This is a genomic window from Vibrio rumoiensis 1S-45 (assembly GCF_000286955.2).
GTDB classification, from domain to species: Bacteria; Pseudomonadota; Gammaproteobacteria; order Enterobacterales; family Vibrionaceae; genus Vibrio; species Vibrio rumoiensis_A.
The window spans coordinates 59,080-76,791 of sequence record NZ_AJYK02000095.1 but is presented as its reverse complement, the minus strand read 5'-3'; the positions used below and the strand labels follow the sequence as shown (position 1 = coordinate 76,791).

The window sequence follows — 17,712 nt, the reverse complement described above, 5'->3', positions numbered from 1 at the left end:
AACAAATAAACAACACTGCTTATGTGGAGATTTGGTAAAATATCGTTTTTATTCAGCGCGCTGATCGAAAATCGTCCAATTCTCTTTGATGTCGGTATTCATACCTAGCACAGTTGCTGTTACTCGGCGACTTAAGGTATTAACGACATTTTTATCACTGGCTTGAACAGGTTCATTTTCACCAAAGCTAATGGTTTGGATACGGTCAGGAGCTACACCTGCGTCGATTAAGGCCTTGCGAACATTGACAGAACGTCTTTCCGAAAGCGCTAAATTATAATCTTCTTTTCCTACAGGACTAGCATAACCTTTCAAGGTTATGTAGGTACTTGGGTACTTAGCTAAAAAATCACTCATGCTTTGTATTTGCTTGAGAAAAGCGCGAGGGACTTGATCAACATCGTTTGGAAAAAGGATGTGCAGCTTGTTTTGTTCTGATTGTACAGAAGCTATTGGACAGCCTGTGTTGTCGATTACTACACCTTTAGGGGTTTGCACACAATAATCTCGGGCGTTAATCACACCATCGCCATCAGAGTCGAGTAAGTCATGACTTTGTTGAACGATTGGTGGATCTTCTGCTTGCATAGAAGAGCAACCAGCGAGCAATAAGGCTAAAAGGGTAAAATAAATAGTTTTCATAGTTCGCTCCTTATTGATTAGATTCAGTCCATTCTTGTGGTAAGTCGACACGGAAAGAGTCTAATAGTAATCCTGTAGAATTCAGCAAACGGAAGTTCGCGTAAAGGCCATTGTAATAGGCTGAAATATACTCTTTACGTGATTCAAAAAGCTCATTCTCAGTATTGAGCAAATCCAGGAGTGTACGTTTTCCTAGTTTATATTGCTTTTCATAAACAATGATTGTTTTTGCTGACAAATCAACATGTTGCTCTAGGTATTTTCTTTGTTGCTCAGCCAGTTCACGGGCATTCCAGGCATAACGTGTGCTTTCTTCTAACATACGATAAGCGCGGTCACGAATGTTTTTTGCTTTGTTGACTTGATAAGCAGCACTACGGCTTTCTGCTTTATCAGAGCCACCGTTATAAAGGTTGTAGCGCATTTTTAGCATGACTTTAAGCTCATCGGTATCGCCTTCTGAGCCATCAAGTTCATCACCCCATTTCTGAGAACCTTCTACTGTAAAGGTCGGCAATAATGTTCCTCTTGCTTGCTCATATTGAGATTGAGCGGCATCAATGTCGTGTTTAGCAACTAATAAAACTGGGTTGTTTTCCTTTGCTTTAGCCAAAGCATCATCGATAGAAACGGCAAGATAGTCATCATCAACATCAGGCACTTTTAAGCCTTCAGGGTATTCACCGACTAATTTCATAAAGTTAGAAATTTGATCGGTAAGGTTACCTTGAGCTGAAATAAGGTTAGTTTGGGCTCGGGCTAATCGGCCTTCCACTTGAGTAAGATCAGCTGTGGAGCTTAATCCGGAGTCAGTTCGCTTTTGAATGTCTTTCACAATACTCTTGTGAACGTCAAGATTAGCTTGAGTTAACGTTAAAAGCTCTTGGGCTTCAAGAACTTTTAAGTAAGCTTCAGAGGTTTGTAGTGCCATATCTTGCGCATCAGACAATAGTTGGTAACGTTGAGCTTCCGCTTCTGAAGCCGTGCGTTGGATGTCATTGTATGTACTTGAGCCATCCCAAATCAATTGTCGAATTGAAAGTTGGGCATAGCGGGGATCGAACTCACCTTGTGTTCCTAATGAGTTATCGTAATCTTCATAGCCAACACCTGCCTCTAAATCTACACTCGGTAGATAATTGCCTTCCGATACATCACCTTGTGCCACCCGACTCATGTATTCGTTATAGGCACTTTGAATGTCGGGATTAGTCGCTAACGTTTTAGCTATTACTTGTTCAAGCGATTCTGCCTGAGTGGTAAAGGCTAAAAATTGACTACTGATCAGTAAGGCGACCTTCGATAAGTGTCTTTTATTCATAGTTATTCTCTCAATGCCGTTTGTCTTGCTTTAAGAACTGGTTTTAATAAGTAGTCCAGTACTGTTCGCTTTCCTGTAATGATATCTGCTGAAGCTGTCATCCCTGGAATAATCGGTAAATCAGTTCCTGTTGGGCCATGTAAGCTGTTTTCATCAGTGCGGATTTTTACTTGATAGAAGCTGTTCCCTTCTTCATCTTGGATAGTATCAGCACTAATGGTTTCCAGTGTACCTTCTAACCCCCCGTAATTAGTAAAATCATAGGCGGTAAATTTTATGATTGCTTTTAGTCCTGGATATAAAAAGCCGATATCTTGTGGAGCAATTTTCGTTTCTATCAATAAACTGTCTTCGGTTGGAACAATTTCAATTAAATCCATACCAGGTTGTATCACGCCACCGATAGTATTTACATGGATTTTCTGGATGGTTCCAGTTACAGGGGAGGTAACAACTGTTCGAGTCACTTTATCTTGCAAGCCTACTTGCATCTCAGACATGCTAGAAAGTTTATTCGATACATCACTTAGCTCTTGTTGTGTTTTTGTTCTAAAATCAGAAGCAATATTAGTGTATTTATAAGTCGTTTCTTGTATTTCAGATTCAATCACAGGAAGCTGCATGCGGGCAGAAGTGAGTTCTCTTTGGCTATCATTCATTGAGCGTTGTAATTTTAATAATTCAATCCGAGGAACTACGCCTTCATCAGCCAGTGGTTTTGTCATATTGTATTCTCGGCGAATAATACTGTAATTACTAGCTAAGCTGTTTGCTCGACTTTTTGTTTCATTGAGCTCTTGTTGCTTTTGTTTAATTTGTTGGGCGGTGACATTCAGTTCATTCTGGAAGTTTGCCATCACATCATGGTATTCATTTTGTTCTTGTAAAATAAGGCTGGCGTGCTGAGCAGAAAACTCGCCGTCGAACACTAAGGGAGCAACGTTCAGTTTTACTTTGGATTGCCAATCAGAGGCCGAGTTATCAATCACGATATTTCGAATAATTTGACGAAGGCGAATACTGTCAGCTTTTAAGCTAGCAAGATCTTGGCTTTTTTCACGAAAGCTAGATTGAAAAAGAGTATCGTCGATAAGCAATAATTTTTGACCTTTTACGACAGATTGCCCTTCCTTAATAAGCATTTCTTTTACGATGCCACCTTCAAGGTTTTGAACGATTTGCAATTGAGATGACGGGATCACCTTGGCAGAACCTGTTGTGACTTTATCTAATTTTGCAAATGAGGCCCAAACGATAGCAAGAATAAAAAAGCTGATAATGATCCACAAAAGAATACGAGCACTTTTAGGTGTGCTGAGAAGTAACGCAGCAGATTTATCATCGATAAAATCCATGTGTTCGCTCGAGACTAATGAAGGTCCATGATTCATAAACTTCCCATTCTTACTGCGGCGGAAAAATTCCAGCCAGAAAATAGTTAAAAATTCTGCAATTTCCTCATTTTACACCTTAAATACTTATCATTTTGTTGCCTTAGTCTTACAATTATTAAGGAAAAGGCTATTACTACTATAAGAAAAAACCTAAAAGGTCTAAAATGTAGACTGTGTTGTAAACTTTTGTGTATATTAGGTTTCATTGTCGCTGAGGTAAAGTGATTTCATATAAGTTTATCAATTGTTTGTATGTAATGAGCGTGTAGTTTGTTGAAAAATGTATTTGTGTTGTTAAATATCAGAAAGTAACTATGACAAGATATAAAAATAAGGAATTTAGAGTTTTTTGATTTTTTATTTTTATAAATTCAATAGGTTACTATTTATATTTAATGGCCTTTGTCTTTAATTTGCTCATGTAAATAAGTGGAAGCTGCAGTATGGATAATGTTAATTCTAATCAAGCAAGTATTGTTGTCGAACGAGGAGAAGTCTTCGTAGGAGATAGCGCACAAGAATTGAGGCCGATTGCGGGAGAATCTACTTTTTCTTCCCCAGATTTAATATGGGCGAATCCAAATGCACGTTATGTCATTACTACACAATCGGGTTCTCAAACGGTTGAAATGGATTGTGCTACCTGTGTCACGGTAACTGATGCTTCCCAACGCCCCATCATTATTCCACTGGATCCAACAGTTATCATTGATCCTAATGATTTATCGAATAGCCAATTTACTGCAAGTGATATCGCCACAATTAAAGCCCATATTGTTGCTGAAGATAATACTAGAATGGAGCAAGATGGCAGAGATGATGAACAATCTACTAATAAAAACACGGTAGAGGAAGAGCTATTACCGACACTGGAACAAACTGCATCAACTGGTTATGTTGCTGTTGAATACGATAATGCGGAAATTTTAGCTGGTGCTGGTCATGATACTTATGGCTACTTTGATGAGGAACAGGAGGAAGATAATACTGTTCCTATTTTAAACGCCTTAGGTGGGGGGAGGGGATCTGTTACCTTAGTGGAAGGTGATCGTGAACCAAAAGATTTAGGTGAAGTGTCTTATCCTATTACAACGGATGTCTCTGTTTTCGTTCGTGCAGGAACTTTACCTTTAAATTCTGATACTTTTACTTTTTCTTTTTTAGATGCTCTTTTAGCTGAGCTAAGCCAAGAAATCACTTCTTCTGGTCAAGCATTAACCTTTGTATTTGATGCGGAGACAAATTCAATTGTTGGTAGTCTAGATGGTGAAGATTATCTTGTTATTTCAATTGAAGCGACTTCTTCTCCAAATGGCCGTGATGTTGATATTATGGTGTCAGTCACGCTCAATAATTCTTTAGATCATTATGAAGCTGGTGATACAGCAGGAAAGGTGTCAAATCAAAATGATAATTTAGTTATTAGTGTTGATATTCAAGGTGAAGACAGCAGTGGTAATGAATTAAATGAAGCTATTGCAGTTGATGTAACTATTGCTGATGGTGTGGTGCAAACCTTTGGTGATGATACTGGTATTGTAATTAATGAATCAGAGAATATAAATGAAGTTATGAATGGGAAAATTGCCATTGATATTGGTTCTGATGATATTTTTTCCATTGAATTTTTACCTGAACAATTTACTCACTTGCATGATAGCGAGTTCACTGGTGCCTTAGCCTATGAAGATGGTAAGCCTGTTGACTATATTGTGGATGGTTCAACATTAACCGTTTTTAATGTTGAAGGTGAAATTGCGGTTATTATTGAAATATTTAATGATGGCAGCTATTCCGCTCAATTATTACAGCCGATTCGAGAGGTTAGTGACAGTGATGATGGACGCTATTTTTTCCATATAATTGCAACGGATCAAGATGGGGATACAACAATTGGCCAAATTCAGATTGATGTATTGGATGGTGATAATGCTAGGGGGCGCGAAGAACAAACCGTCGAGATGACGGAACCGGATTATGATCCGAGCGGATACCCTTTAACTATACCGTCCCCTGTTATGGTTATCGAACCAGGCGTAGAGCGCTTGGTGCCAGAAACGATACAATTTGCTCCTGTGACAATTAATGCATTAATTACAGAGTTGAATTCAGATATTACCGCTCAAGGTGGTGAAACGCTGACTTTCTCCGTGACAGCGGACGGTGTTCTCATCGGTTCTTTGAATGGTGAAACTGTCATCAGCTTCACTTTGACAGCAACACAAAATATTGATAATCCTTTTGCTGTTGATGTCATTATGACAGTTGAACAATTTCAGCCATTAGACCATTCAAAAACACCAAATACTGCTGGGTTTGTTCATGTGGAAGATGGTAAAATCTCTATCAATATTCCAATTCAATTACAAGATGTTGATGGAGACTCATTAAACTGGCCTGCTCATTTTGATGTCATTATTAATGATGGAGCCTTACCTGCCCTTAGCGCTGGTGATCTTGCAGAGTTACAAGATAATTTAGATTCTGATACAAATAATGTAACGGCATCGGGATCTATTACTTTAGATGTTGGTTCTGATAACGTTGATTATTTTGATTTTAATATTAGTCAACCTAGCTTAGAAGGCTTAATGACCAATGGTCTTCATACCGTTTATGAAGTTAATGGAAATCAAGTTATCGTTTATGTTGACGGTGCAAAAGAGACACCAATTTTAACCATCACCATGAATATCGATGGTACCTTTGATGTGGTACAAACTGCTGCGTTAGAGCAAGAAGGAACCGATGACACTATTCATTTAGCGCTTGATGTGGTCGCTTATGATAAAGACGGTGATGTAAGCAACTCGATCCAAGCTACGATTGATATTAAAGATGGTGTCAACCCTACTTTTTCAGCCGATTCTGGCACCATATTAAATGAAAATGGTGTGAGTGCTGGCTCGACAATCATTGATGATGGAAGCAGTGAAGTACCATTAACGGTGGGCTCCGATAGCATTGAGACATTATTATTCAAACCGTCGGCAGAACAAACCGCTTTTAATGGAATCACCAGTAACGGTTTATCGACAACGGTAGATGTAAAAGAAAATGTCTTAACCTTAACAGACAGTGAAGGTAACCTGATCCTTACCATCACCATTGCTAAAGATGGTACATACACCGTCAAACTTACCGGCCCCCTTGATCAAGATACGTCGGTGGGTGCGGATGGAACAGGTTCTCTTACGTTTGACGCCTACGTTCAGGCGACGGACTTTGATAATGATACCGCAGATGGCACTATTGTGATCACTGTGCTTGACGGCGCTGATTCGAATGGAACGGTCACGTCAGGCTCGACGGATTTGGTTTTCCTTGAACCGGATTTAGATCCAGCAGGAGACAATAGTCAATCCACGACCTTTACGATTGAAGCAGGAGATGATCGTCTCTCCCCCGGTACGATTACATTTTCGCCAGAAGATTCATCTTATCTGGCTGAGTTGATTGCGGATTTAAATCAGGTGATCACTACCGAAAATGGCGCTGGTGATATTGTATTTTCAGTTGACCCAGCAATGGGGAGCCTTATTACCGGCACACTAAATGGTGTTGTGGTTGTGACATTAGAAGTGTCGGCAACCAATGTGGGGAATGATGCTGAGATCACACTGACTTGGACCCAAAATATCCCTCTCGATCATATTTCCGCGACAGGAGACAATAGTCGCGTAATAGTGAATGGAGACAATATCGTAATCAATGCGCCGATCCAAATTCAGGATTCAGATGGGGATTACTTGACCAATGCTGTTGATACGACGGTGACCATTCAAGATAACGCTGCGCCAAGCATTGTAGAAAAAACCCCAGTAAGCTACACCGAAACGGATGTGGGTGGCAGTGGTTCGGGTGAGATCAGCATTGATCTTGGTTCAGATAATATTAAAAAGTTTGAGTTCCAGTTAAGTGACACCACGTTATTAGATAGCTTGGCATCGAATGGTCAAGGAACTAATTTTGATATTCAAGGTAATGTGCTAATTGTATATTTGGGTGACACTCAAGATACAGCAATTTTGACGATTACTCTAAATCCTGATGGAACTTACGATGTTGTACAAACTGCACCCTTAGAGCAACTAGAGTCTGCGGATGATTCAATTCAACTTTCCCTAGATGTGGTGGCAATTGATAAAGATGGCGACCCTAGTGATTCAACACCGATCAATATCACCATCATTGATGGGAGCGATCCCATTTTTGAAGACGATGAGTCGGCATTAATATTTAATGAAAGTGATGCTGTTGAAGCCGGCGATGGTGGAATCAGTGATAGTGGACAAGTTATTATTACTACAGGTTCTGATGCGATTGAAAGCGTTGTTTTCCAAGAAGCTCAATCCACTTTTGCTAACTTAACATCAAATGGTCAACAAACTCGTTTTGAGTTATCTGAGGATAAAACAACACTTACGTTGTTTGATAGTGATGACAAGCCTTTAATCATTATAGAGTTAACTGATAACTATGGTAATTATACCGTAACTGTCTTAGGTCCAATAGATCAAGGTGATAGTAACAGCACAACCTTCGACTTGGGTATTACTGCGAATGACTTTGATGAAGATTCGGTAAATGGTTTGCTAAGCTTTACTGTTACTGATGGTAAAAATGGCATTAGTACGAATGGCTCTGTCACCATTGATGAAGGTAATTTGACACCGGACACCTTAGAAAATCCATACCCTCTCACTAGCCAACCTCAACCTATTCGCATTTTTTCTGGTGTTGAAAAACTTGATATTAATACGGTTGAAATTGCTCAGGTTGATATTGATTCACTTATCGTTGAACTTGAAGCGGAGTTAACTTCTGGCGGGGAAGCGCTGACTTTTGAATATAATCTGGCAACCTTAACACTGACAGGCTCATTGGCTGATGGTAGTGAAGCTATTACTATTAAATTTTCGGCTGAAGAAATTGCAGATAGCCATGATGTGTATTTAAACGTCAGTATTACGCAAACTTTACCATTAGATCATCAGACTTTACCAACAAATACGGATGGTACAACTGACAGTGAATTAGGATTAGTTACGCAGACAGATTCAGAAATTCATATTCAATTTCCAGTACAAATCAAAGATACGGATGGGGACTATTTAACCGATGCCGATGGCCTACCAACTCCAGTGAATGTGGATGTCGCTATCATTGATGGAGCGGATCCTACTTTTGATTTTGTCGTGGGTGGAGATAACACAGTAAGTACGGTCATTGATGAGCAAAAAGAAGGCTCTAGTGTGATCACAAACAATCTTGTGCTAAACACCGGTAGTGATGCTATTGATGTCGTAACGTTTGCGTTAACAGAAGCGCAAGAAATGTCATTAGATGCGATTACTTCGAATGGTCAAGAAACGTCATTTTATATTTCTGATGATGGTGCATTGATAGTATATATACCATCGACATTTGGTGGTGAAGATGTCACGGTTTTAGAGATCGCGTTTAATAATACTGATAAAGATGGCAGCTATACAGTTCAGCAGTTTGAACCGATTGACCAGCCAGAAACGGAAGATAGCATTACGCTTGATTTTGATGTTGTTGCTATTGATATGGATGGTGATACAGCGAGCACTACGATTGATATTACGATTAATGATGGAACCAACCCTTCCAGTGAAAATATACAACCTAGCTTTGAAGTGACAGAAGGTGATTTAGACGTTAATGGTTTAAATAATGTCTTCATTACTCCGGCGACTTTAATTGGTAATTTTATTATTCCGGCAACTAATGATGATTTAGATCCAATGTCATTGGTATTGAACGATTATGAAGCACTGAAATCAGATTTTGTTGCGCTAGGTTTTACATCTAATGACAGTGTCGTAATATTATCTGACAATATTACCCACAATCCTAATAATGGCAGAATCACCATTACCGCGGTGAATGAGGATGGTGAAACTGTCTTTACGGTGAGCTTTACTCCAACACTACAAACTGATGGCAGTGTGACGGTTAAAGTCATTATTAATCAATATATGTCTCTAGATCATCCTGATGGTGCCAATGATGCAGATGATTCAACACATCTTGATGAGCTCGGCTTTACTGTACCAATTCAAATTTCAGATACCGATGGTGACAGACTTGTAAATGCCAATGGTGATGAAACACCGGTTAATGTTGATATCGTATTTAATGATGGCACAGATCCTTCATTTGGTACTGATAGTGGTATTACGATTACCGAAGTGGATGGTGATTCTACTGACACCATACACAGTGGGAAAATCACCATTAATATTGGCAGTGACAGCATTAGTGACATTAGATTTGAACTTACTGATGATCAACGAGTTGCTTTAGAAGCAATTACTTCTAATGGCGATGATACCGAAGTGGATTATACAGATGGTGTGATCACGGTCTTTATTGGTGATGTGAGTAACCCTATTTTTGTGATAAGTCTTGATGACTTAAATGGTAACTATTCAATTCAACAATATGCTTCTATCGATCAGCCTGATAGTAATGAACTAAATCTATTATTGAACGTAGTTGCAACCGACTATGATGGTGATATGAGTGTACCTGCAGAGATTAATATCACGATAAAAGATGGCACAAACCCAGTCATTAACCCAGATACATCAGGTTTGGTATTCAATGATAATGATGCAATTAGTTCTGATACGGGCACAACAAATTCAGGACAAATAACCATCGATGTTGGTGCTGATGAAATTGATACGATTGTTTTTCAAACCGATCAACCGGCACTGATAGGCTTGACTTCAAATGGTAACGAAACGTCATTTGTTGTTGAAGAGCACTTAATTACGGTATACGACAATAGTGATCCAAAAGAAACCTTAATGACGATTGAGCTAGATGATAATGGTGCCTATACGGTGACTATTTTAGGGCCGATTGATCAAGGTAACAGTGAAAGTACTATTTTTGATATTGGTATCACCGCTACTGATTTTGATAATGATACTGCAGATGGGTCAATTATTTTTACTATTAATGATGGTGATAATGCGACTGGAGCCATTAACAACGGTGCGATAACCACGATTACGATCACTGAAGGTGATTTAAACCCTGATGGTATGACTGGAGACGGAAACGCTTATCCTATTGATGGTACGACAGGTAATATTACTATTGCCGCAGGCGTTGAAAGATTAGATCCAAGTAAGGTGCAAATTTCACCAGATGATCTTACCAACTTTATGGCAGAGCTAGAATCGGATCTCACTTCTGGCGGGCAAGCCATTACTTTTAACACTACTCTAAGTTCTGAGGGTGGAGTATATACGTACACGATAACGGGCCAAGTTAACGGACAAGATGCATTAATCATCACGATAACCGCGACACAAAACACCAATGGTCAAGATGCGGATATTAGCGTGAATATCACTCAATACTTACCTTTGGATCACGATCAAACGGCCTCATCAAATAATACATCTGGTTTTGTTAGGGTAGATGATTCCGAAATTCATATTCTATTACCTGTTCAAATAGAAGATACTGATGGAGATTTGCTTGACGAAGCCATAAGTATTGATCTCACGATTAATGATGGCTTGCCTCCAGCTTTCGTTGTTGATTCCCCTGCCGCGGTTGATGAATCTGCTATTGATAATACTGGCCAAGATCACTACGGTTCTAACTCAGACAGTGATACTGAAACAACATCAGGTCAAATAACCATTAATTTAGGCAGTGATGAAATTGATAGCTTTAAAGTGGATGTCGATGAATTTACAACTTTAAATCCAAGCCTGACCTCTGGTGGGAAGGTTGTCACGTTAATTGAAAATGAAGACGGCACATTCAGCGGCATAGTGGCAGGTGAAGCTGTACCGATATTCACACTGAGCTTTACTCCTGATGGTAAGTACACCTTTATATTACTTCAGGCTATTGATCATAACAGTGAAACCCCTGATACGGGTTTAGGTTTAGAATTAGGTATTAACTTACCGATTTATGCCGTGGATAAAGATGGCGATAAAGTCCCTAGTCAAAGTGTGGGTGATGATTATACGAATAGTACTATCGTCGTTACTGTAAAGGATGATACGCCTTCTATTGATGGTAAAACTTATGAGGTTGATGAAGGAAAGACGATAACCGGTAACTTGAGCCCAACAGGTGAAGGGGCCGATGGCCTACAATCCTTATCACTTCAATTTGATGCTCATGATGGAGAAGGAAATATCTATCATGATGGTCCATTCGAGGATAAAGAAGTTTGGGCTAATGGTATCAAACTTGGGGAAATGAGTGTTGATGAGCATGGTAATGTTACGTTTAAAGCAGAAGATAATTTATCTCATGTGGATTATACGATTACTCTAGAAATACCGACAAGAGTGGTTGATAAAGATGGGGATGCAAGTGACGGTACGGTCACTTTAGTATTGGATGATACTGACCCTATATTTGTTATTCCAGAAAGTTTTGATGGTGTTGAGGAAGATGGTCAAAACCTTGATGATTTCGATAATTTAGGTACGAATGACTCTCCTGATCCACTTCACTCAACAGAAGGGATAGCTATAGATTTTTCGATTGACCTTGGTGATGTTGATCGTGATGAAGCATTAGTGGATGGTACTTTAAAAATTACGGTTCCCGAAGGCACTCAAGGTCTCTTTTGGTACAATGGTCAGCCATTAGCTATTGGTATTGATAATAAAGTAACAATCCCTTCAGGTGCGATATCAACCGTCGCAGGTAGCAGCACGATTGTTATTTCTGGGGTAACCTTTGTACCTACTAAAGATTTTTCAACTGATGGTATTACTTTCGATGTTGAAGCTGATATTTTTTCTACTGGGGACAATCCCGATGGCGTTGATGGTGGTTCACAGCATATTACTGGTGAAATCATCATAAAAGTAGATGGTGTCGCTGATATCCCAGTATGGAATAGCAATAATAAGACGGAATATGAAGGTACTGAGGATTCTGCTATTGCTATTGATGGCTTAGTTGCTGATTTGATCGATAAGGATGATTCGGAAGTCTTGTATTACCTAATCAAGATGGAAGATGGCTCAGAAGGAACTATTTCTGGAACTGGATTATCCACTATTACTATCGAAGGCGTTGAGTGGCAACGAATTTCAGCCAATAATATTTCCAGCTTGGCGGTGACGCCGAGTAAAGATTTCAGTGGTGAAATTTATTTGAATGTGATTGCTCAAAGTGAAGAGCAAACACCTTTTGCTGATGGAAAAGAAAATGCGCTTTCTGAACCTAAACTAGTGACTGTACTTGTAAAGCCTGATGCCGATCCAGCAACCTTAATTGTCTCTCGTGTCGATACTAATGAGGATACTGCTTTTACGCTTGATGGCATCATTACTTTAACTAAGTCAGATGATAATACTGATGCATCTGAAGCTTTATTTGTTCGTATCAGTGGCTTGCCTGAAGGTGCTCTATTACTACTTGATGGTGAACTAGTTACGATGATTAATGGTGCTTATGAAATAGCGTACGAAGAGTTATCTCGTCTACAATACAAACCGGCCCCAGAAAGTAGTGGTGAATTTACCATTACTATTGAAGGTATTGTAAGGGATAGCATTACCTTTGATAGCACCAATGATGGGGAGATCTCTGAATACATTACAGAAAGTAAAGTGGTGAATATTTCTGTTAAAGGTATTGCAGATTCACCTGAATTCGATACAGAGGGCTCAGACTGGTCCGTTATTGAAGAAGATGGTATCCAACAAGGTGTTGAAATTACGATTGATGAAGATTCTTTTGCTATTTTTGATTTTTCAGTGATCAGCGGTGAGCTGGAGAATGCTTTAGCCGGAGATCAATCTGAAACAGTTTCTTTAGTGATTTCAGGTATTCCAGAAGGTGTGGTTGTCAGAAGTTCTGATGGGAAAACTATTGATCTGACTTATGTAGGAAAAGGTGCTGATGGTCAGCCTATTTTCGAAATTGGTATCGATTCGCTTGATCATATTGAGATCATTCCACCAGAAAATAGTACTGAAGATATTGTACTTACTGCTAATGTTGTTGTAACTGAAGCCGATGGTGATACTGCTGAATTTGAAAGAGATATCTTAATTCATATCGCTCCTGTGATTGATGCTACGGATTATACTAAAGTCACGAAAGGTGAAGAGGACACGCCAGTTACTTTAAATTGGATGCCAACGCTTTCTGATAATCAAGAGTATATTACTTCACTAACCATAAGGCTTGAAGAAGGCGCAGACACGACGGGATATTCAATATTCTTTGTGCCTGCAACTGGTGACCCGATTGAATTATCATTTGATGAGGCTGGTGAACTGAATTTAGATAGCTATCTTGATGAATTAGTTAATCAAGGAGCTGAGTTGCAGATTCAAGGCCCTGTAAATTCTGATAATGACTTTAAGTTATATACCGACGTAGGTGTGAAACAAGATGATGCCGACGTAGAAGAGCCTTCAGTGACTAGTACTATTTATGGAACACTTGATATTGATGTACAAGCGAAAGTTGAAGCTGAAGGTGATCCATATACATCTTCTGAAGGTGCAGGTGAAATCGTAGTTAGTACAGGAGTCGATGAGGATGGTGATGGTATTATTGATAAAGTTGATAATATCACTTGTGATACTGACGGTGTGATTGATTTTAGTGTTGATACTGGAATTGGCCAATTTATGTGGGCCGAAAACGATTTCACGAGTAGTGAAGAGATCATTGAGTTTATTCTTGATTTTAGAGGTATTAACTTGCCGGAAGGTCAAGGTTTTGTAGTAGAAGGTGCACTTAATAATGGTGATGGTAGTTGGACAGTAAAAGCTGGTGCATTGGATAATGTCAAAATTCATGCCCCTGCAGGTTATACAGATACTGTAAGTATTAAGGTTATCGCAAAAGTACAAGATCAGGGTGATAATAATGAAGGAGATATTAGTGCTGAGACTATTGTTCGAGGGACCATTGAACTAGATTTTTCTAATAATCAGAAAACAGAGACAGAGTTAGCGGCTGAAATTGAAGCAATAGATACCGTAGTAACGGGGACCGAAGATCAAGGGATTAACTTAGGTTCACAATTAATATTGAATAATTCAATTTCTCTATCGACAGATGATGTCGATGGCGATTTCGAAAGTGAGATCCCTAATGATGTATTAACGGTTGTGATTACGGCGAGTCAAGGCTCTATTCCTACTGGCTTAATGTTCTCCGGCGGGGTGATGGACTTTGAAACTGACCAGTATATTTATGAAGCGACGATTAATGCGGATGGCACTGTCAATTTAAGTGGATTACATTTAATTCCACCTGCGGATTATGCCGGTGATTTCTCTTTTGAAATAAAGTATGTGACCACCGACACCATTAGTGGTGATGTTAAAGAAGCGACTCAAATAGTCACGGTGCAAATTGATCCAGTGGTCGATATTGGTGATGATGCAACGAATAGACCTGAACTTATTATTGATGTTATCACTAGCTCGGGCTTAGATGCTGATAAACAGCCGATTGATATTTCTGATGGTACGACAGACGTTACGTATGACAATGTCGCTTATGAAGATGCCACTATTCATTTGGATTTTTCTAATATCACGTATGGAGATACGGTTAATACCGTGGAAGGTGGTCAAGAAGTTATTGACAGTTTGACGATTCGTGTTAGCCCTGAACAAGGTTATTTTTTGGATGACAATGATAACTTGGTAAGTGTGTTAGTACTCGGTCCTAATGATTTGACTGATGTTCAATTTATTCCAAATGAAGACTTTAGTGGCAATGTAGAGGTCACGATAAGTGCCGTCATTACGGATACTGCAACATTTGATATTGTTGGTGGTACTGCAATAGATACGGGTGAAACAGTTGAAACAACGGTTAGCTTTGAGGTAGTTGCGGTCAATGATAAGGTTGAAATACAAACGGTTGGTGGTAATTTAACTGGTTATGAAGATACGGCTATTTCTTTAGCTGGTGGTAGCGTGACTTTGCAAGATATTGATGGTTCAGAGCAAATCGTTTCGGTTGTGTTGCAAAATATTCCTGAAGGTTTTACGTTAATAGGCGCGACGAATAATGGTGGTGGTGAGTGGAGTGTTAATGTTCCTAGTGGTCAGACAACTTTTGATCTCAGCTCTGTAAGTTTGGTTCCACCGAAAAATTTCAGTGGTACTTTGACGGTTGATGTCGTGATTTATACCAAAGAGGATTTGTTAGATGAAGTCGTTGGTTTTACCTCTCAGATTACGGTTGAAGTGTTGGCAGTGGCTGATGATATTGATACCAATATTGTAACCTCTGTAGAAGGAACGGAAAGTGATGAAGACAGTATTACACTGACATTGGGTATCGCAACCGTCGATAATAAGTCTAGCGCTGAATATAACCGAGAGGTAAAAGAATACGGTGCTCATGTCAACGAAAATGGACCTGAATCGATTCAAATTACGATTAGTAATGTGCCTGCATCAAGTTCTTTCTTAGCGATTAATGGCGTTGAATGGACATTTGAAGAACAAGGTGATGGAACCTTTACTTGGACTATTACCGTTGAACAAAATACGTTAGATAGCATTCAGTTTATTCCTGGTGATGCAAATAATACTAATTGGGATGGAGACTTACAGGTTGATATTCGAACTGTTGATAACGGTACGGTGGCCACTGATGATTTAGCAGTGGAAGAAATCATTCATGTTGAGATTTCTGCTGTCAATGATGCACCTGTTAATACAGTTCCGACAGAAACGATCAATGCAACTGAAGGTGTTGTTGTAGTCGTTGATGGAATTAGCATTACTGATGTTGATGTAGTAGATACGGACTCAGGAAAAATGACGGTCACACTATTGACCGATAGCGGTACATTAGCAGTACCTAGTGATTATATTGGTAGTGTATTAATTGATAATTCGACTGATGGCAAGTTGATTTTAACTGGAGATATTGATGATATTAATGATCTCCTTAGTGGTGGCATAGAGTATACCGCTAGCTATGATGTTGTTGCTGATGGGCTTACTGATGCGACAGCAACCATTACTGTGACGGCCAGCGATAATGGGAATACTGGTTCTGGTGGAGCTAAGACGGATGAAAGTACGATAACGGTGAATGTGTCTGCCGGTACACCACTAGCAAGTGAAAGTATGCGTATGGCAAGCCCGCCTTTAACCGCAAGACAATTTGTGCCAACAGCGTCAGTTACTGCCGCTCAGTTAGCATTGATTCCACTATTAGCATTGTTAAATGATAAAGTGAATGCTTCGGACTTATTGCAAGTTGAACTTCATAATGTAGGACTTGCTAATATTGTGAATTCCAATCGTCAGTCATTGGGCACTGTGCTATCTGATGGTTCAGTTGTGATATTACCTGAAGATTTAACTAATGCTTATATTACTGATTTACCGGAAGGTGAGCACCGACTTAATGTTACGGTAACAAAGCAAGTAGATGACGTTGTGATGACATCTGATGTATTAGTTGATGTTCAGGTTGAGGCTAATGGTCAAGTAATTGTTGAAGCTACAGGTGCCAACTACTCACAAACATCTATTCTAATTGATGGAGAAGAATCTTCAACTATCGTCGGTACGGATGGTGATGACATCCTTATCGGTGGTGCGGGTTCGGATATTTTAATCGGCGGTGCGGGTGATGATGAACTCTGGGGTGGTGATTACCAAGGTACAGGTGACGGAGAGTCAGATACCTTTGTTTGGCATGCTGAAGATATCGGAACAACCGGTTCACCGACCACGGATATCATCAAAGACTTTGAACTTGATATTGACCAAATTGACATACGTGATTTATTTGCAGATGGTGATACGGAAGGGGTTCAAATGGATGATATGCTTGCGAATATTACCGCTGTTGAAGACGATGGTAAGATCAACTTAACGGTGAATTCTGGTACTGATGGTGAACAAGTTATTGTGTTGGATAATATCAGTACAGGGTCTTTAGGTTTAGACAGTGGTGCGAGTTCTAACGACATTGTTAATCAGTTATTTACTCAACATAATGCGTTTACAGTAGATAGTTAATGTCACGTTGAAAGCCACATCATCATAAATGATGAACCATTCAAACACCTCTTAGCTGCCTCTAAGAGGTGTTTTTTTATTAACAGTCGCAAATATCGCATCAAATGTTTCATGATGGTGCACGTATGAAGTGCATTCAGGCATTAAATTAAACCTCAGCCAAGTAATAACAACAACTTAGCGAGGTTTAAAACTTGGCACACTTTTCGCTTTAAACCATGTAATGAATAACATTTGATATTCAGAAAACCTGATTCGCAGGCAAAGGTGCCTCCTATTGTTGACATCACGAGAGTGATCAAAGCATGGGAGG

4 protein-coding genes are annotated in these 17,712 nt (G+C 39.4%); 1 reads left to right on the top strand and 3 read right to left on the bottom strand.

The window, feature by feature from the left end:
* Window positions 1-48: 48 nt before the first annotated feature.
* From A1QC_RS13330 to A1QC_RS13320, 3 genes are read right to left on the bottom strand one after another with little or no spacing between them, the layout of a single operon-like run.
* Window positions 49-642: an OmpA family protein gene (locus tag A1QC_RS13330; RefSeq protein WP_017026273.1), complete on the bottom strand. Its 594-nt coding sequence runs from the start codon at window positions 640-642 to the stop codon at window positions 49-51.
* A gap of 10 nt (window positions 643-652) precedes the next feature.
* Entirely contained in the window at window positions 653-1,963 is a 1,311-nt protein-coding gene (locus A1QC_RS13325; protein WP_017026272.1) for a TolC family outer membrane protein, read from the bottom strand.
* Window positions 1,964-1,965: 2 nt separating this feature from the next.
* Window positions 1,966-3,354, bottom strand: coding sequence for an HlyD family type I secretion periplasmic adaptor subunit (locus tag A1QC_RS13320; RefSeq protein WP_017026271.1), 1,389 nt, complete (start codon window positions 3,352-3,354; stop codon window positions 1,966-1,968).
* A gap of 446 nt (window positions 3,355-3,800) precedes the next feature.
* Here A1QC_RS13320 and A1QC_RS13315 point away from each other — a divergent pair, with 446 nt between their 5' ends.
* Entirely contained in the window at window positions 3,801-17,399 is a 13,599-nt protein-coding gene (locus A1QC_RS13315) for a DUF5801 repeats-in-toxin domain-containing protein (RefSeq protein ID WP_017026270.1), read from the top strand.
* Window positions 17,400-17,712 lie beyond the last annotated feature (313 nt).